16 protein-coding genes are annotated in these 17,044 nt (G+C 73.9%); 9 read left to right on the top strand and 7 right to left on the bottom strand.

Annotated features, from left to right (window positions below; genetic code table 11):
* Positions 1-91: 91 nt before the first annotated feature.
* Positions 92-778, bottom strand: coding sequence for an IclR family transcriptional regulator (locus ABZU46_RS20485; protein ID WP_007456408.1), 687 nt, complete (start codon positions 776-778; stop codon positions 92-94).
* A gap of 49 nt (positions 779-827) precedes the next feature.
* On the opposite strand from ABZU46_RS20485, the gene leuC reads away from it, so the two are divergent.
* The 4 genes from leuC to ABZU46_RS20465 all read left to right on the top strand — a co-directional run bounded on the left by leuC (position 828) and on the right by ABZU46_RS20465 (position 5,785).
* Positions 828-2,273 carry a 3-isopropylmalate dehydratase large subunit gene (gene leuC, locus ABZU46_RS20480; protein WP_354860110.1) on the top strand — a complete coding sequence of 482 codons (1,446 nt, stop codon included), beginning with the start codon at positions 828-830 and terminating at the stop codon, positions 2,271-2,273.
* Between the two features lie 14 nt (positions 2,274-2,287).
* Positions 2,288-2,875, top strand: a complete 588-nt coding sequence (leuD, locus tag ABZU46_RS20475; RefSeq protein ID WP_354860107.1) for a 3-isopropylmalate dehydratase small subunit — start codon at positions 2,288-2,290, stop codon at positions 2,873-2,875.
* A gap of 172 nt (positions 2,876-3,047) precedes the next feature.
* Positions 3,048-3,698: an HU family DNA-binding protein gene (locus ABZU46_RS20470; RefSeq protein ID WP_354860105.1), complete on the top strand. Its 651-nt coding sequence runs from the start codon at positions 3,048-3,050 to the stop codon at positions 3,696-3,698.
* A gap of 143 nt (positions 3,699-3,841) precedes the next feature.
* Positions 3,842-5,785: an endonuclease/exonuclease/phosphatase family protein gene (locus ABZU46_RS20465; RefSeq protein WP_354860104.1), complete on the top strand. Its 1,944-nt coding sequence runs from the start codon at positions 3,842-3,844 to the stop codon at positions 5,783-5,785.
* A 100-nt stretch (positions 5,786-5,885) separates the two neighbouring features.
* On the opposite strand, the gene ABZU46_RS20460 is transcribed toward ABZU46_RS20465, so the two are convergent.
* The 5 genes from ABZU46_RS20460 to cofC are packed head-to-tail and all read right to left on the bottom strand — an operon-like array spanning position 5,886 to position 11,592.
* A complete protein-coding gene (locus tag ABZU46_RS20460; RefSeq protein ID WP_354860103.1) occupies positions 5,886-6,764 on the bottom strand; it encodes an NUDIX hydrolase in 879 nt (292 codons plus the stop codon).
* Positions 6,752-8,272 carry a CYTH and CHAD domain-containing protein gene (locus tag ABZU46_RS20455; protein ID WP_354860101.1) on the bottom strand — a complete coding sequence of 507 codons (1,521 nt, stop codon included), beginning with the start codon at positions 8,270-8,272 and terminating at the stop codon, positions 6,752-6,754. Before ABZU46_RS20455 ends, ABZU46_RS20460 begins: the two co-directional genes overlap by 13 nt.
* 24 nt (positions 8,273-8,296) lie before the next feature.
* Positions 8,297-10,669 carry an RNA degradosome polyphosphate kinase gene (locus ABZU46_RS20450; RefSeq protein WP_354860099.1) on the bottom strand — a complete coding sequence of 791 codons (2,373 nt, stop codon included), beginning with the start codon at positions 10,667-10,669 and terminating at the stop codon, positions 8,297-8,299.
* A 54-nt stretch (positions 10,670-10,723) separates the two neighbouring features.
* Positions 10,724-10,921, bottom strand: a complete 198-nt coding sequence (locus ABZU46_RS20445) for a cold-shock protein (RefSeq protein ID WP_354860096.1) — start codon at positions 10,919-10,921, stop codon at positions 10,724-10,726.
* A gap of 44 nt (positions 10,922-10,965) precedes the next feature.
* Positions 10,966-11,592 (bottom strand): 2-phospho-L-lactate guanylyltransferase, encoded by a 627-nt coding sequence (cofC, locus tag ABZU46_RS20440; RefSeq protein ID WP_354860093.1) that lies wholly within the window; start codon positions 11,590-11,592, stop codon positions 10,966-10,968.
* A 126-nt stretch (positions 11,593-11,718) separates the two neighbouring features.
* Between cofC and ABZU46_RS20435 the strand changes: the two genes are divergently transcribed.
* From ABZU46_RS20435 to ABZU46_RS20415, 5 genes are all read left to right on the top strand, one after another.
* The gene (locus tag ABZU46_RS20435; RefSeq protein ID WP_354860091.1) at positions 11,719-12,453 is read left to right on the top strand and encodes a lysophospholipid acyltransferase family protein; all 735 of its coding nucleotides are present in this window, start codon (positions 11,719-11,721) and stop codon (positions 12,451-12,453) included.
* Positions 12,450-13,457 (top strand): NAD(P)H-dependent glycerol-3-phosphate dehydrogenase, encoded by a 1,008-nt coding sequence (locus ABZU46_RS20430; protein WP_354860089.1) that lies wholly within the window; start codon positions 12,450-12,452, stop codon positions 13,455-13,457. The genes ABZU46_RS20435 and ABZU46_RS20430 overlap by 4 nt, the downstream gene beginning before the upstream one ends.
* A 7-nt stretch (positions 13,458-13,464) precedes the next feature.
* The gene (locus ABZU46_RS20425) at positions 13,465-14,583 is read left to right on the top strand and encodes a cystathionine gamma-lyase (protein ID WP_354860087.1); all 1,119 of its coding nucleotides are present in this window, start codon (positions 13,465-13,467) and stop codon (positions 14,581-14,583) included.
* A gap of 5 nt (positions 14,584-14,588) precedes the next feature.
* Positions 14,589-15,377 (top strand): putative protein N(5)-glutamine methyltransferase, encoded by a 789-nt coding sequence (locus tag ABZU46_RS20420; RefSeq protein WP_354860084.1) that lies wholly within the window; start codon positions 14,589-14,591, stop codon positions 15,375-15,377.
* A gap of 294 nt (positions 15,378-15,671) precedes the next feature.
* Positions 15,672-16,721: an ROK family protein gene (locus ABZU46_RS20415; RefSeq protein WP_354860082.1), complete on the top strand. Its 1,050-nt coding sequence runs from the start codon at positions 15,672-15,674 to the stop codon at positions 16,719-16,721.
* Positions 16,722-16,842: 121 nt separating this feature from the next.
* Here ABZU46_RS20415 and ABZU46_RS20410 read toward each other — a convergent pair whose 3' ends face one another.
* Positions 16,843-17,043, bottom strand: a complete 201-nt coding sequence (locus ABZU46_RS20410; protein WP_354860080.1) for a DUF397 domain-containing protein — start codon at positions 17,041-17,043, stop codon at positions 16,843-16,845.
* Position 17,044 lies beyond the last annotated feature (1 nt).

The following is a 17,044-nucleotide window of genomic DNA, read 5'->3' as shown; positions in this document are numbered from 1 at the left end:
CCGTTGATCATGAAGTTATTGCCCTCCGCCACGGCGTGTCCGGGCAATAACTTCATGATCAACAAGGGCAGGGGCGGGGTGGGGGGTGGGGTTAGAGGCCGGAGAGGCGTTGGCCGGCTCTGACGACTGCCATGGCGTGGCGTTCGCCGGGGCGGCGGCCCAGGCGTTCGATCGGGCCGGAGATGCTGACCGAGGCGATCACGCGGCCGGTGCGGTCGCGGATCGGGGCGGAGACGCTCGCCACACCGGCCTCCCGTTCGGCCACGCTCTGCGCCCAGCCGCGGCGGCGGACCTCGGCCAGGGTGCGGCCGGTGAACTTGCTGCGCGGCAGCAGCGGCATCACCGCCTCTGGAGGCTCCCAGGCGAGCAGGATCTGGGCCGCCGAGCCGGCCGTCATCGGCAGCACCGAGCCGACCGGAACGGTGTCCCGCAGGCCGCTGGCGCGCTCCGCCGCCGCCACGCAGATCCGCTCGTCGGCGCGGCGCAGGTAGAGCTGCGCGCTCTCGCCGGTGGCGTCGCGCAGCGCGGCCAGCAGCGGCTCGGCGGCGGTCAGCAGGACGTCCGGAGCGGCGTTGGCCAGCTCGCCCAGCCGGGGCCCGGGACGCCAGCGCCCCTGGGTGTCCCGGACCAGCATCCGATGGATCTCCAGTGCCTGTGCCAGCCGGTGCGCGGTGGCCCGGGGCAGCTTCGTGCGTTCAACGAGTTCGGCCAGGCTGGCGCCGTCGACACAGGCGGCCAGGATGACCACCGCCTTGTCGAGAACGCCGACACCGCTCATACTGTGTCCCACAAGCCGAAACTTACCTCCCAGAATTTAGGATGTCCAGATGGTGGGAGTCACTCCTGAGCCGAGGACCCTGGCCGAGAAGGTCTGGGACGCGCACGTCGTACGGTCCGCCGCCGGTGAGCCGGACCTGCTCTTCATCGACCTGCACCTGCTGCACGAGGTGACCAGCCCGCAGGCGTTCGACGGGCTGCGGCTCGCCGGGCGCCGGGTGCGCCGTACCGACCTGACCCTCGCGACCGAGGACCACAACACCCCGACCGGGTACGCCGATCCGGCGTTCCGGCTCCGCCGCGGTGACCTGCTCACCATCGCGGACCCGACGTCGCGTACGCAGATCGAGACGCTGCGCCGCAACTGCGCCGAGTTCGGCGTGCGGCTGCACCCGCTCGGCGACGAGAACCAGGGCATCGTGCACGTCATCGGCCCGCAGCTCGGGGTGACCCAGCCCGGCATGACGATCGTGTGTGGCGACTCACACACCGCCACCCACGGCGCGTTCGGCGCGCTCGCCTTCGGCATCGGCACCAGCGAGGTGGAGCACGTGCTGGCCACCCAGACGCTGCCGCAGAGCAGGCCGAAGACCATGGCCGTCAACGTCACCGGCCAGCTCGCCCCCGGCGTCACCGCCAAGGACCTGGTGCTCGCGCTGATCGCCCAGGTCGGCACCGGTGGTGGGCGCGGGCACATCGTCGAGTACCGCGGCGACGCCATCCAGGCCCTCTCCATGGAGGGGCGGATGACCATCGCCAACATGTCCATCGAGTGGGGCGCCAAGGCCGGCATGATCGCGCCGGACGAGACGACCTTCGCGTACCTCAAGGGTCGGCCGAACGCGCCGCAGGGCGCCGACTGGGACGCGGCGCTGGCCTGGTGGCGGACGCTGCCCACCGACGAGGGCGCGCGCTTCGACGCCGAGGTCACCCTGGACGCCAGCCGGATCACGCCGTTCGTCACGTGGGGCACCAACCCCGGGCAGGGCGCGCCGCTGAGCGCGCCGGTGCCCGACCCGGAGGAGTTCACCACCGACTCGGAGCGCGCTGCCGCCCGCCGTGCGCTGGAGTACATGGATCTGCGCCCCGGCACCCCGCTGCGGGAGCTGTCCATCGACGTGGTCTTCGTGGGTTCCTGCACGAACGGCCGCCTGGAGGATCTGCGGGCCGCGGCCGACGTGCTGCGCGGCCACCGGGTCGCCGACTCCGTCCGGATGCTCGTGGTGCCCGGCTCCGCCGCCGTCCGGGAGGCCGCCGAGGCCGAGGGGCTGGACAAGGTCTTCGCCGACGCCGGCGCCGAGTGGCGGTTCGCCGGCTGCTCGATGTGCCTGGGCATGAACCCCGACACGCTCAAGCCCGGCGAGCGCTCCGCGTCCACCTCCAACCGGAACTTCGAGGGCCGGCAGGGCCGGGGCGGTCGTACCCACCTGGTCTCCCCGCCGGTCGCCGCCGCCACCGCCGTGGTCGGGCGGCTGGCCGCCCCCGCCGATCTGTAGAAGGGACCGAGGAGATGGACAAGTTCACCACCCACACCGGCACCGCCGTGCCGCTGCGCCGGTCCAACGTGGACACGGATCAGATCATCCCGGCCGTGTACCTCAAGAGGGTGACCCGCACCGGCTTCGCCGACGGGCTGTTCAACGCCTGGCGGGAAGACCCGGCATTCGTACTCAACGATGAATCCTATTCCGGTGCGTCGATCCTCATCGCCGGTCCCGAGTTCGGCACCGGCTCCTCCCGGGAGCACGCCGTCTGGGCGCTACGGGACTGGGGCTTCCGCGCCGTGGTGGCCCCGCGCTTCGGTGACATCTTCCGGGGCAACGCACTCAAGGAGGGCCTGCTGCCGGTCGAGTTGGAATTGAAAGCCGTCGAGGAGTTGTGGGATCTCGTCGAGGCCGACCCGACCACTCCGGTGACCGTCGACCTGACCGCCCGACAGCTCCGGGCCGGGGACGCGACCTGGTCGTTCCCACTGGACGACTTCAGCCGGTGGCGGCTGTTGGAGGGCCTGGACGACATTGGACTCACCCTCCGGCACGCCGATGACATCGCCTCCTACGAGGCGTCTCGACTGCCGTTCCTGCCCTCGGTGGCATAGCCGTACGCCCACCCGCACATCGGATTTCGCCCCCACCGGTCCAACCGGTGGGGGCGAATCCGTTACGACACAAGGGCTTTTTTCCACCGAATGTTTGTGTCCAGGCAGCGCAGGGCATACGGTGCGCGCAGAATGGCTCGCGTCGAGTCAGTTGCACAATCGGGAGGAAGTCGTGAACAAGGCCGAGCTCATCGAGGCGCTCGCCGTTCGCCTGGGGGACCGGAAGACGGCGACGGCCGCGCTCGACGCGGTCCTCACTGAGGTCCAGGCAGCGGTCACCAAGGGCGAGAAGGTGGCGATCACCGGATTCGGAGCATTCGAAAAGCGTGTGCGTGGCGCACGAACAGCGCGCAACCCGCGTACCGGCGAGGCGGTGAAGGTCAAGAAGACGTCCGTCCCGACCTTCCGCCCCGGCGCCGGGTTCAAGGAGATGGTGGCCAGCGGCAAGGTGCCGAAGGCCACGGTGGCGGCGAAGAAGACCGCCGCCGCCACGGCCAAGACCGCCGGCGCCAAGGCGGCGGGCACCAAGGCCACCGCCACCAAGGCGGCCGGTAAGAAGACCGCCCCGGCCAAGGCGAGCAAGACCACCACCGCCGCCGCCACCAAGGCGGCCAGCAAGAAGACCGCCCCGGCCAAGGCGAGCAAGACCACCACGGCGACCAAGACGGCCGCCAGCAAGAAGACCGCCCCGGCGAAGAAGACCGCCGCGGCGACCAAGTCCGCCACGGCGAAGAAGACCACCGCGGCGGCGAGCAAGAGCACGGCGGCCAAGAAGGCGCCGGCGAAGAAGGCTCCGGCCAAGAAGGCGGCCAGCAAGCGCTGACCGACTGTCCGCCCAAAGGGCGTCCACCCTCGCGGTGGGCGCCCTTTGCGCGTGCCGGACCGTTGACCCGGCCGGGCCGTACGCGCAGAATCGCCGTGCCGGCCCCCCTTTGCGGACCGGTCCGCCGACGAAATGGGGCGCCGGTGCGCTACCGCCAGCTCACCACCGGATCGCTCGCGCTGGGCGTCATTCTGCTCATCGACGTGCTGCGCGTCTGGCTGCCCGGCATCATCACCATCTTCGGGCAGGCCGCGTCCACCCCGGCCGAGTTGATGGGCGCGTTCGCGCTCGGCTGGTTCGTTCTGGCGATGGCCGCGCCGGCTCTGGTCCGGCGGGTGGGCGCCCGCCGGGTCACCGTCGTCGCCGCCGTGCTGCTCGCCGTGGCCCGGCTCGCGCTCACCAGCGCCCCCGGCGGCCGTCCGCAGCTCTGGTTGGCCACCGCCGGTCTGCTCGCCGGTCTGGTCTGGTTGGTGGGTGTCGCCGGCGGCACCGACCGTCCGGTGCCGGGACTGGCCCTGGGGCTGGCGGTCAACGCCGCCATCCACGCGCTGCTGGACACCTACGACCTCGTCTGGCGGGGCGGCTGGGTGGCCTGGCTGCTCAGCGCCGTCGCGGCGGTGCTGTTCCTGCTCGGCACGACGCTGCCCACCGCGCCGCCCGGCCCCGGTGGCGCCCGATCGTGGCTGCTGGCCGGGCCGGTGCTGCTGCTGGCCGGCATGGTGGCCCTCGCGCCGGCCCTGGCCCAGGCCGGGATGTCGTACCTGGTCGCGGGTGGCGACGTCGCTCGCTCACCGCTGTTCGGCCTGGCACCGGTGCCGGTGGCGGTCGCCGGGTTCCTGCTGGCCGCGCTGGCGGGCCCGAACCGGGGGTGGGGCCGACCGCTCGGGCCGGCGGCCCTGCTGGTGGGCGTGGTGCTCTTCGCCCTCGACAGTGGCGACCTGCTCGTCGCGGCCATCCTGCTCACCGCCGTCGGACTCGGCGCCTGCCTCGCCCTCACCGACGCTCCGGGTCGCGCCGACGCCGACGGCGCCGCCCACGCCGCCGTCGACGCTGACGCTGACGGTGAGGGCGCGACGGGCACGGACGACAGCCGCCGAACGGCGGCCCGCCGGGGGTACGCCGTCGCCGCCGGCATGCTGCTCTTCGTGCTGGGGGCGGTGGGTTACTACTCGGCATACGACCTGGGCTACCCGAACGCGGTGGTGCCGGTGGTGGTGGCCGGGGTGGTCGCCGCCGTGGCCCTGGCCGCCCGTCCGTCCGGCCACCGGCGTCCCGGCCCGCTTCCGCCGCTGCGGACCGCCGGCGGGGTCGCCGCGCTGGCTCTGCTCGCGCCGCTGCTCGCCGACGAGGTGGCGGTGGCGAGCAACCGGGAGGGTCCGCCGGAGCGGTTGACCGTGGTGGCGTACAACATCCGGATGGGCTTCGGGCTGGACGGCCGGTTCGACCTGGCCGGGCTGACCGCGGCGATCGACCGGCAGCGGCCCGATGTGGTGCTGCTCAGCGAGGTGGACCGGGGCTGGCTGCTCAACGGCGGCCACGACACGCTGGACCTGCTGTCCGACCGGCTCGGCATGCCGTACGTGTTCGGGCCGGCCGCCGACCCGGTCTGGGGTGACGCGGTGCTCAGCCGGTGGCCGGTCACCGACCCACGGTCCCGGCCGCTGCCGTCTCTCGGGGCGCCCACCGGAGCGCAGGCTCTCGCCGTCACCCTGGACCTCGGCGACGGTGTCCGTGCCGCCGTGGTGAGCACCCACCTGCAACCGCCACCCGACGCGGGCCCGGTGGCGCAGGCTCGCGCGGTGGCCGACTTCGCCACCGGGTACGCGGCCGGCCGGCCGCTCGTGGTGGCCGGCGACCTGAACACCGAGCCGGGCGACGAGGCTTTCGAGCAGTTCACCGCGGCCGGGCTGGTCGACGCGTTGGCGGTCGCCCGTCCGCTGGCGACGAGCCCGGCCGACGATCCACGCCAGCAGATCGACCACGTCTTCGTCTCGCCCGGCCTGACGGCGACGAATCCGGTCGCGCCGCGCGGCGAGGCCAGCGACCACCTGCCGGTGGCGGTGACCCTCACCCTGCCGTCCCGCTGACCCCGCGCCGGGATCGCCGATGCTGCGGTATCTGGCCAGCCGGACACCGCCACGTCGGCGACCTGAAGGGGGGATCAACCGCCGAAGCGCCGGGCGGGCCTCACAGGCGGTCGGCCGCGAGCAGCCGCTCGCCGCTGAAGGCCAGCAGCCAGCCGCCGCCCTTCGGGGTAATGAAGTCCTCGTCGGCGCGGCCGGTCAGCTGCTCCAACGCGCCCGGCAGCACCTTGCCCTGGCTGCACACCGCCACCTGCCCGCCGGCGCAGGCCAGCTCCAGCAGTTGGGCGGCGGTGGCCAGCACCCGCTCGTCCTGTTGCTGACCCGGCTGCGGCTCGTCCAGGTCGCCGCAGATCTCGATGGGCAGGTCGAGCAACGCGGCGGCCGGGTCCAGGGTCTGCACGCAGCGGCGCGGCGAGGCCGACAGGAGCCGGGCCGGGCGCACCAGGGCGATCAGCGGCGCCAGCGCGTACGCCTGGGCCCACCCCTCGCGATCGAGCGGGCGGGCGGTGTCCGGGCCGGTCGAGGTGGCCCGCTTGCCGGCGTGCCCGTGCCGGACCACCGCGACGGTCGCGGTCACCGGCGGCAACGCGGCGAACCCGGCGAGCACCTCGGCGTCGTGCGGATAGCTGACCAGGCGGATCGCGTCGTCCACGGCCAGCCACCGGATGTCGTCGACCTCGGTGCCCGGCTGGAACCCGCCCTCGGCGACCGCGAGCATCGACCAGTAGTCGACCAGTTTGGCCTGCCCCTCGCTGCGGTAGCGCACCGACGGCAGCCGCACCTGCGGTACGCCCCGCACGTCGGCCTCCTCGGCCACCTCCCGGACCGCCGCGACCAGTGGATGCTCGCCCGGTTCGAGCTTGCCCTTGGGCAGCGTCCAGTCCCCGTAGCGCGGGCGGTGCACGACGCAGACCCGTACGCCGTCGGCGGTCGGTCGCCAGCAGACCCCGCCGGCAGCGCGGATGCCCGTCACGGCAACCATCTGGTCCGCCGTCGCCGGGTGGCCCGGTGCCACGCGGCGGGGAACCGGGCCCGCATCAGGCGGACCGTGTCGCGTTCCCGCTCGGCCAGCCGCCCGGCGGTGACCGCCAGCTCGTGGTCGGCCGGTCGGTCGGCGGCGAGGGCGAGCCAGGTCTCGGCGGCCACCGCGGCGTCCTGGTGTTCGCCGAGCACGTCCTGGACGCGGGCCAACGCGCGGGCCAGCCGCCGCGCGTCCTTGCCGACGGCCGGGACCACTGCGGTGACCGCGTAGCGGGCCTGCTTGCCCTCCTTGCGGACGGCGTGCCAGCGGTCGTCGGGGGCCAGCGGGTCGAGCCCGTCCACGCCGTCGGGGCCGGTGAGCTGCCGCCACGGGCGGGCCACCAGCTTCGGTAGCGTGCGCGCCGCCGGGGCGGCCGCCCGTCGGGTGAGCCGGGGCGCGCGGGCGGCCAGCACCAGCGCGTCCACCAGGGCCAGGTAACGCGGCGAGCGCAGCGCCTCGTCGATGGCGGCGAGCGCCTGCCGCTGCCGCTGCGCGAGCGCCTCGTCCAGTCGGTCCACCGCGCCCGTGTCGAGCGGGCTGAGCGGGTCGGCGGTCGCGGTGCGCCGCAGTCGGTCGCGGAGCACCTCGGCGTCGCGCGCCCCGCCGAGCACCCCGGCCAGCCAGCGCAGCTCGTCGCGCAGGGGCCGGGCCCAGCTGCGGCGCACGAGCGGCCGGAAGGTGCGCAGGTCGCTGCGCAGCCGTCGGCAGGCCACCCGCATCTGGTGTACGGCGCTGTCGCCGCCGTCGGTCGAGGTGCGCAGCCGCACCAGCGGGTCGTGCGCCAACAGTCGGCCCACCTCCTTGCGGACCGCCTCGGTGACCATGTCCCCGGCGGTCGGGTCGGCCGTCAGTCCGCCCGGCCCGACCAGGTCGGGTTCGGCCTGCGCCACCGTCCCCAGCGCCCGTACGTGCTTCGGGGTGAACGAGCCGGCCCGGGCCCCGGCCTCGCACAGCACCTCGCCGATTCGTTCCAGCAGCTTGCGGTCGCCGGCCTTGCGCTCCACCTCCACCTCGCGGAACGCGCCGGTGGTGGCGCCGGCGTCGTCGAGGACTGTCACCCGGTCGTCCACCACCTCGGCGAGCACCGTTCCGGCCCGGTCGCACACCTCGTGAGCGTGCCGGACGGTGCGTACCACAGTCACCGGCGCCAGCGACGCGCCCCGATGCAGGACGGTGACCAGCTCGACCAGCTCCGGCGGCGGCTGCCCGACCGGCCCGGGACGGGAGATCTCGTGCCGGACGCCGGGCGTGCCGGTGGGCAGCTTCACCGTCCACGGCAGCTCGTCACCCTTGCGGTGGCGCAGGGACGCCCCGGCGCGGGCCAGCCGCAGGTCGACCGTGTCGAGGTAGCGGGCGACGAGCGTCACCGGCGGCAGCGCCCGGACCCGGCCGCCGGCCGGAAACGTGGCGGACAGGTCCGGCAGCACGAAGGTGTCGTCCACCTCGTACTTCTGCTCCTCCTCGACCATCAGCTCAGCCTATGCCGCGAACGGTCAGCCGGCCGTGCCACCGACGCGGCGCAGCAGCAGATCCTGCAGGTGCACCCGGGCCGCGTCGTCACCGTCGGTACGCCGCGTCCAGGTGCCGTCGCCGGCCAGCTCGAACGCGTCCACGTCCGGGCTCATCGCGGCGGTCAGCACGTAGTCCAGCTCGGCGCGGGCGACCGGATCGCTCACCTGCACCAGCGCCTCCACCCGCCGGTCCAGGTTGCGGTGCATCAGGTCCGCCGAGCCCATCCAGAACTCGGCCTCGCCGTTGTTGCCGAAGCGGAAGACCCGGGAGTGCTCCAGGAACCGGCCGAGGATCGAGCGCACCCGGATGTTGTCCGACAGCCCAGGCACCCCCGGACGCAGCGTGCACATGCCCCGGATGAGCAGGTCGACGTGCACGCCGGCCTGGGACGCCCGGTACAGCGCGTCGGTCACGCCCTCGTCGACCAGCGAGTTGACCTTGAACTGGACCAGGCCGGGCATGCCCAACCGGACGTGCGCGATCTCCCGTTCGATGCGTTCGATGAGGCCGCTGCGGATGCCCTGCGGGGCGACCAGCAGCCGCCGGTACGCGGTCTGCCGGCTGTAGCCGGTCAGCACGTTGAACAGGTCGGTGAGGTCCGCCCCGATCTCCGGGTCGGCGGTGAGCATCCCGAAGTCCTCGTACAGGCGGGCGGTCTTCGGGTGGTAGTTGCCGGTGCCGATGTGGCAGTACCGGCGGATCTGGTTGCCCTCCTGCCGGACCACCAGGGCGGTCTTGCAGTGCGTCTTGAGCCCCACCAGGCCGTACACCACGTGGCAGCCGGCGCGTTCCAGGGTGCGGGCCCAGCCGATGTTGGCCACCTCGTCGAAGCGGGCCTTCACCTCGACCAGGACCACCACCTGCTTGCCGGCGGCGGCCGCGTCGACGAGCGCGTCCACGATCGGCGAGTCACCGCTGGTGCGGTAGAGGGTCTGCTTGATGGCCAGCACGTTGGGGTCGGCGGCGGCCTGCTCGATGAAGCGCTGCACGCTGGTGGCGAACGAGTGGTACGGGTGGTGCACCAGGATGTCCCCGTCCCGCAGGGTGGAGAAGACGCTGCGCGGCACCTCGCCCTCGGCGAGCCGGGGATGCGTGGCCGGCACGAACGGCGGGTCCTTGAGATCGGGGCGGTCGGCCTCGCCGTACACCTGCCACAGCGCGGAAAGGTCCAGCAGGCCGGGCACCCGCAGCACGTCCTGGTCGTCCATGTCCAACTCGCGGACGAGCAGCTCCAGCATGTGGTCGGAGATCGACGCGGCGACCTCCAGGCGGACCGGCGGGCCGAACCGGCGGCGGGCCAGCTCCCGTTCGAGGGCCTGGAGCAGATCCTCGTCGCGGTCCTCGTCGACCTCCACCTCGGCGTTGCGGGTGACCCGGAACAGGTGGCACTCGACCACCTGCATGCCGCTGAACAGCTGACCCAGGTGCACCGAGATCAGGTCCTCCACCGGCAGCATCCGCACGCCCGGCTGGTCCCGGTCGACCCGTACGAAGCGCGGGACGTTGTTGGGCACCTTCACCCGCGCGAACAGCTCGGACCCGCCGTCCGGGTCCCGGACCGCCACCGCCAGGTTCAACGACCGCCCGGAGATGTACGGGAACGGGTGCGCCGGGTCCACCGCGAGCGGGGTGAGCACCGGGAAGATGTGCTCCCGGAAGTAGGTGCGCAGCCGCTCCCGCTCGGGGTCGCCCAGGTCACCCCAGCGCAGTATGCGGATGCCCTCCTCGGCCAGCCGGGGCAGGACGTCGTCGACGAAGCAGGCGGCGTGCCGGGCGACCAGCTCGGCGGTCCGTTCGGCGATCAGCTCCAGCTGCGTGCGCAGGGGCAGCCGGTCGCCGCCGCGCACCGGCAGGCCGGCGGAGAGCCGCCGCTTCAGGCCGGCGATCCGCACCATGTAGAACTCGTCGAGGTTGCTGGCGAAGATCGCCAGGAACTTGGCCCGCTCCAGCAGGGGGGTGCGCTGGTCCTCGGCGAGGGTGAGCACCCGCGCGTTGAAGTCGAGCCAGGACAGCTCCCGGTTGAGGAAGCGGTCCTCCGGCAGCGGGGGAGCAGCCGGTGGCTCGTCGTCCCCCGCACCGCCCGCGGAGAGGCCGGTGGCGAGGCCGCCGGAGGTGCCGGGCAGGGCCGCGCCGGTCGCCGGGCCGTCCGTCTCCGTGGGCGGCACGCCGGGTTCGATGACCTCGTCGAGCCCGGAGGACGCCGCGCCCGGGTCGTCGGCGAGCGTGTCGGCACGGGCGGCGCCGGCCCGTTCGGCCCGGGACGGGCGGAAACGGCCGTCGGTGCCGCGAACGCGGGCGCCGTTGCGGGGGTCGGTGGCGGGAGGGGTGACCGGATGCTCGCGAGGGGTGCTCACCCGCTCATAATCACCCGATTAGAGTTAACGCAAAATGAACTTGGCCCCGCCAGCTCAGTGCATCGTCGGCAATGTCACCCGGACGACCTCGCCGTCGGGATCGGTGTCGATGCGCACCCGCTGGCCGAGCCGGAGCAACCGCAGGCCGGAGGCGTCGAACGCCCGGGCGGGAAAACGCAGCTCGGTGCCGTCGTCGAGCAGTAGGACACCGCTACGTGTCGCCGCGTCGTAACTGGCCACCGTGCCCTGCATGCTCGCACCGTACACCGGCCGGGTCAGCTTGTTCAGCGCGCCGGTCAGCCGGCGGCGAGCAGCGCCGCGGTGCGCGGTCCCAGCCCCAGCCGGGCGGCGGCGGCCAGGTCCTCGGCGGTGTCCACGTCCCGCCGCAGGCTGGGCCAGTCACCGGTCAGCGGCAGCGCCCCACTCGCCGCGTGCGCCGCCGCCGAGCCGACGCCGAACCGTGGGTCGAGGTCGACGCCCGACGGCGCGGCGAGCAGCACCGTCCCACCACCGGGGGCGTCCGCCACGAACCGGCGTACCCCCTCGGTGTCGTGCTGCGCCGCGCGCAGCGCGTCGGCCAGCTCGGCCGGGCGCAGCGCCGGCAGGTCGGCGGTCAGCCCGGCCACCCACCGCCCGGGGATCTGTGCCGCGCCGTGCCGGAAGGCGGCGTTCAGGCCGGCGTCCGGCAGGTCGGGCACCGTCCGCGCCCCGGCGGCCCGCGCCGCGGCCGCCACCCGGGTGTCGTCGGTCACCACCAGGGCCTCGGCGACCGCCGGGCAGGCCAGCACCGCGCGGAGCGTGTCGGCCGCCAGCGCCAGTGCCAGCTCCTCATGCGGTACGCCGGGCAGCGCGCCCCGCAGCCGGCTCTTGGCCGCGGTCAGACGCTTCACCGGCACCACCACGGCCCACCTCGGCTGACTCACGTCCGCAATCCTGCCAGCCGGACGACGGGACCCTCGCTGGCCGTACCGGGGGCGAGCAGGCATGATTTCCGCTGCGGGTGTCGCGGGTGGGGCTCGCGGCGGGTCGGGGCGCGACGAGGAGGCACAGTGGCACGGCGGAGGCTGGGGTTCTGGCAACGGTTCGCCGTGGGGCTGGTGAAGCCGGTGATGACCGTCTGGACCCGGCGGACCTGGCGCGGCCAGGAGCACCTCGCCCGTGACGGCGGAATGATCATCGTCGCCAACCACATCTCGCACGCCGACCCGTTGGTCTCCGCGCACTTCATCTACGACTCCGGGCGGTGGCCGCAGTACCTGGGCAAGGCCAGCGTGTTCCGGGTGCCGGTGATCGGCTGGATCCTGCACCGCTGTCTGCAGATCCCGGTCGAGCGCGGCAGCGTGGACGCGGTCCGCTCGCTGGACAAGTCGGTCGCCGCGCTCGACGAGGGTGGCGCGGTGGTGATCTACCCGGAGGGCACGACCACCCGACAGCCGGACCTGTGGCCGATGAAGGCCAAGACCGGCGCCGCCCGGCTGGCGCTGGCCACCGGCGCCCCGGTGGTGCCGCTGGTGATGTGGGGTCCGGAGCGGATCTTCGACCCGCGGACCAGCCGGCTGAACCCCCGCCCCCGGATCCCGGTGACCGTCGTGGCCGGCGAGCCGGTCGACCTGAGCTGCTGGGCGGGCGCCCCACCGACCCGGGAAACCCTCGAGGAGATGACGGACGCCATCATGCTGCGGCTGCGGGACATGCTCGTCGAGATCCGCGGTGGCACCCCGCCGCCACTGTGGGAACGGCCGGCCCGACCGTCCGTCGAGCGCCACCCCGGTGAAGCGGCATGAGCGGCCACGTCGCGGTGCTGGGCGCCGGCTCCTGGGGAACCGCCTTCGCCAAGATCCTGGCCGACGCGGGGCGGGACGTGACCGTGTGGGCCCGCCGCGCCCCGGTGGCCGAGAGCATCCGCGCCGAGCGTCGCAACCCGGAGTACCTGCCGGACCTGCTGCTGCCGGCCCGGGTCACCGCCACCACCGACGCCGCCGAGGCGATCAGCGGCGCCGAGGTGGTGGTGCTGGCAGTGCCCTCGCAGACCCTGCGCGGCAACCTCGCCGAGTGGGCCGGGCACCTGCACCCGGACGCCACCCTGGTGTCGCTGATGAAGGGCATCGAACTCGGCACCACCAAGCGGATGAGCGAGGTCATCGTCGAGACCGCCGGGGTGGCCGCCGATCGGGTGGTGGTGGTCTCCGGCCCGAACCTCGCCCCCGAGATCGCCGCCGAGCAGCCGGCCGCCACGGTGGTCGCCGGCACCAACGCCGACCGCGCCACGCTCGTGCAGTCGTCGATCCGGACGCCGTACCTGCGGCCGTACACCAACGACGACGTGATCGGCTGCGAGCTGGGCGGCGCGGTCAAGAACGTGATCGCGCTGTCGTACGGCATCGCCACCGCGATGGGCTTCGGCGACAACACCCGGGCCATGTTGATGACCCGAGGGCTGGCCGAGACGGCCCGCCTGGGTGTGGCCCTCGGGGCGGACCCGATCACCTTCGCCGGCCTGGCGGGCATGGGCGACCTCGTCGCGTCCTGCTCGTCCCCGCTGGCCCGCAACCGCACCTTCGGCGAGCACCTGGGCCGGGGCGAGACGCTGGAGCAGGCCCAGGCCGCGACCCGACAGACCGCCGAGGGCGTCAAGAGCTGCCTCGCGATCCGCGATCTGGCGCGGGCGCACGGGGTGGAGATGCCGATCACCGAGCAGGTCGAACGGATCTGTCACGAGGGGATGGACCCGCGGCTCGCCGTGGACACCCTGATGAGCCGGACCGCCAAGCCCGAGTCGTACGAGTGAGGAACCGATGAGCGAACTGGGAGACGGCACCCGCTGCGTGCGCGCCGGCCTGCCCGAGCCGGCGCCGGGTGATGCGTTCCTGCCGGGTCCGGTCTTCGCCGCGCCGTACCACCTCGACCCGTGGCAGGGGCCGGACGCGTCGCCGAACGGCTACGGCCGCCCCGACAACCCGACCCGGCGGCTGTTGGAGGCCGCCGTGGGCGAGTTGGAGGGCGGTGACTGCCGGGTCTTCGCCAGCGGTCAGGCTGCCATCACCGGGACGCTGCTCACCCTGCTGCGCCCGGGGGACACCGTGGTGCTGCCCTCCGACGGCTACTTCCCCGTCCGGGCGTTCGCCACCGCCGTGCTGGAGACGATCGGCGTACGGGTGCTCTTCGTGCCGACCGTGGGGCCGTACCCGTCCTTCGAGGGCGTCCGGCTGGTGCTGGTGGAGACCCCGGCCAACCCGGGTCTGGACGTGGTCGACGTGGCCGCCCTGGCGGAGCGGGCACACGCCGCCGGCGCCCTGCTCGCGGTCGACAACACCACCGCCACCCCGCTCGGGCAGCGCCCGCTGGACCTCGGCGCCGACCTGGTGGTGGCCTCCGGCACGAAGGCGCTCACCGGCCACTCCGACCTGCTGCTGGGCTACCTGGCCAGCCGGTCCGCCGAGGTGATCGAGGCGGTGACGCTCTGGCGTACCGGCACCGGTTCGATTCCGGGAGCGTTCGACGCCTGGTTGGCGCACCGGTCGCTGGCGACCCTCGACCTGCGGCTGGCCCGGCAGAGCGCGAACGCCGCAGCCGTCGCCGACCTGCTGGCGGGCCGGCCGGACGTGACCGGTCTGCGCTGGCCGGGGCTGCCGGACGACCCTGCGTACGCGGTGGCCTCGGCGCAGATGCGCCGGATGCCCGGTGTGCTCTCGTTCGACCTGGGCGACGCCGACCGGGTGGCCCGCTTCGTCGAGGCCGCCCGGCTGGTGGCGGCGGCCACCTCGTTCGGCGGTCTGCATACCACGGCGGACCGGCGGGCGCAGTGGGGGGACGACACCGCCCCCGGCTTCGTCCGGCTCTCCTGCGGTGTGGAGGACACTCCCGACCTGGTGGTCGACATCGCCGCCGCCCTGGACGCCGCCGGGCCGGTCTGAGCTTCGTGGCAGAGCCGTCCTTCACCGACCGCACCACCCTCGTGGGCCGGCTGCGCGCCGCCGGCTGTGTCTACGCCGAGGACGAGGCGAAGCTGCTGCTGGCCGCCGCGGACTCCCCGGCGACGCTGGCCGACCTGACCGCCCGACGCGTCGCCGGCGAGCCGCTGGAGTACCTGCTCGGCTGGGCCGAGTTCTGCGGTCTGCGGATCGCCGTCGACGCGGGCGTCTTCGTGCCGCGCGGTCGGACGGCCCTGCTGGTCGAGGCCGCCGTCGAGCTGACCGGCCCGGCGCCGGCCGTGGTCGACCTCTGCTGCGGCTCCGGGGCCACCACTGTCGCGCTGGCCCGCCGGCTCGCGCCGCGCTGGCTGGCCGCCGCCGACATCGACCCGGCCGCCGTGGCCTGCGCCCGCCGCAACCTCGCCGGGCTACCCGCCGAGGTGTACGAGGGTGACCTGTTCGCTCCGCTGCCGGCGCACTGGCGGGGGCGGCTCGACCTGGTGGTGGCCAACGCCCCGTACGTGCCGACCGAGGCGGTGGCGCTGATGCCGCCGGAGGCGCGGCTGCACGAGGCCCCGGTTGCGCTCGACGGCGGGCCGGACGGGCTCACCGTGCTGCGCCGGGTGGGCGTCGACGCGGCGCACTGGCTGGTGCCCGGTGGGCACCTGGTGGTCGAGGCTGGCGAGACGCAGACCGACGCGCTGTGCGCGGCGTTCCACGCAGCCGGACTGTCGCCGACCGTACGACACGACGAGGACCTGGACGCCACAGCGGTAATCGCCCGCCGCCCAGGCTGACGCCCAGGCTGACCGGCCCATCAGCGCTGCGGCGGAGGTGCGGGGTTGACTCGCCCACTTGTTCGCATCCTTTGCTCTGCTTCAACCGGCGCAACACTCGCGGCCGATTTCCGTTGCGCGGAGTGAAGCAGAGCAAAGGACGCGCGACAGCAGTCCGGGGCACCGGGGACAGCAACTCAGGATGTCACCGGAGCTCGGCTGACACCCCAACCCAGTTTCGGTGGGCGGGCGTGGCGGGGGAGCGGGGTTGGCACTAGCCTCGGCTCACACTCATGAGGGCGGGAGGCGGTTGCGGTGGGCAGCGCAGGTGTGCCGGTGGTCGTCGGCCTGGACAACGGCGGCACCAGCAACAACGCCACAGTCCTGACGGTGGACGGCCGGTTCCTGGTGGACGGGCTGCTGGAGATCCCGAGCGAGGTGCGCGCCGGCCCGGACGCGGCGATCGAAGCGCTGGCCCGGGCGCTGGACGGGGCTCTGGCGCAGACCGGCGTGCCTCGTGACCTGGTCCGGGCGGTCGGGTTGGACACGCCCGGCCCGGCCAGCGCCACCGGCGTCATTTCGTCGCGCGGCTCGACCAACTTCTCCCAGCCTGCCTGGCGTGGCTTCGACGTGCGGGGCGCGCTCCAGCGACGGCTCGGCCTGCCGGTGATCTACCACAACGACGGCAACGCCGCCGCGCTCTACGCCCACCACGTGTATTTCGGCGACGAGGCGATGGCGCGATCGTCGGTCTCGGCGATCGTCGGCACGGGCCTCGGTGGCGGGGTGGTGGAGAGCGGCAAGGTGATCGCCGGCGCCGCCGGCATGGCCGGCGAGCTGGGTCACGTGCACATCCCGCTGAACGGGCTGCTCGGCCCGGGGCAGCCGGAGCCCACCTGCGCCTGCGGCTTCACCGGCGACGTCGAGAGCGTCGCCTCGCTGACCGGCATCGAGCGCAACCTGCTGCCGTACTGGCTGACCCGCCACCCCGACCACCCGCTGGCCGCCGAGCCGGCGGCGCGGGCGGCGAAGCTCGTGCGGGGCTACGGCGAGCGGGGTGACGCGCTGGCCCGGGATCTCTTCACCCAGCAGGCGATGGCGCTGGGCCGCCTGTTCACCGTGGCGGCCAACTTCACCGATCCCCACGCGTACTTCGTGGGGGGCGGGGTGGTGGAGGCGGCGCCGGAGTTCCGCGACTGGTTCCTGGCGACGGTCCGCGAGCACACCGTCCTCCGGGAGGAGCAGGCCGCGGTGGCCACCTTCGCGCTGGTTCCGGACCGCGACATGGCCGGCGCCAGGGGTGTGGCGATCGCCGCCCTGGAGGCGCTGCGCGCCGTGCCGGAGCCCCGCCCGCTGGTCGCCTGAGTTCTCTCCCGCTCGTCGGCCGTGCCCGCTCGCCGGAGCGTCCCCTTCCCCGCCCGCGCCCCGCTGACCGGCGGTGACAGCCCGGTCAGCGGAGCGCGGGGGCGGGGTGGTCGCGCTCCGGTCAGCCGCGCGGCGGGGCCTGGGCGAAGGCGGCCCAGGCCGCCGGGGGGAACAGCAGGGCCGGACCGGCCGGGTCCTTGGAGTCGCGGACGGCCACCAGCTGGGGGATCGTGGCCACCTCCACGCAGGCGCCCTCATCGCCGCTGCGGCTGCTCTTGCGCCACGCCGCCGTGGCCAACGCCGCTGTGATCGTCGGTGTCATC

Origin of the sequence: Micromonospora sp. NPDC005197, from assembly GCF_040608295.1 — a bacterium.
Taxonomy (GTDB): domain Bacteria; phylum Actinomycetota; class Actinomycetes; order Mycobacteriales; family Micromonosporaceae; genus Micromonospora.
This window is presented reverse-complemented; position numbering and strand designations above follow the sequence as displayed.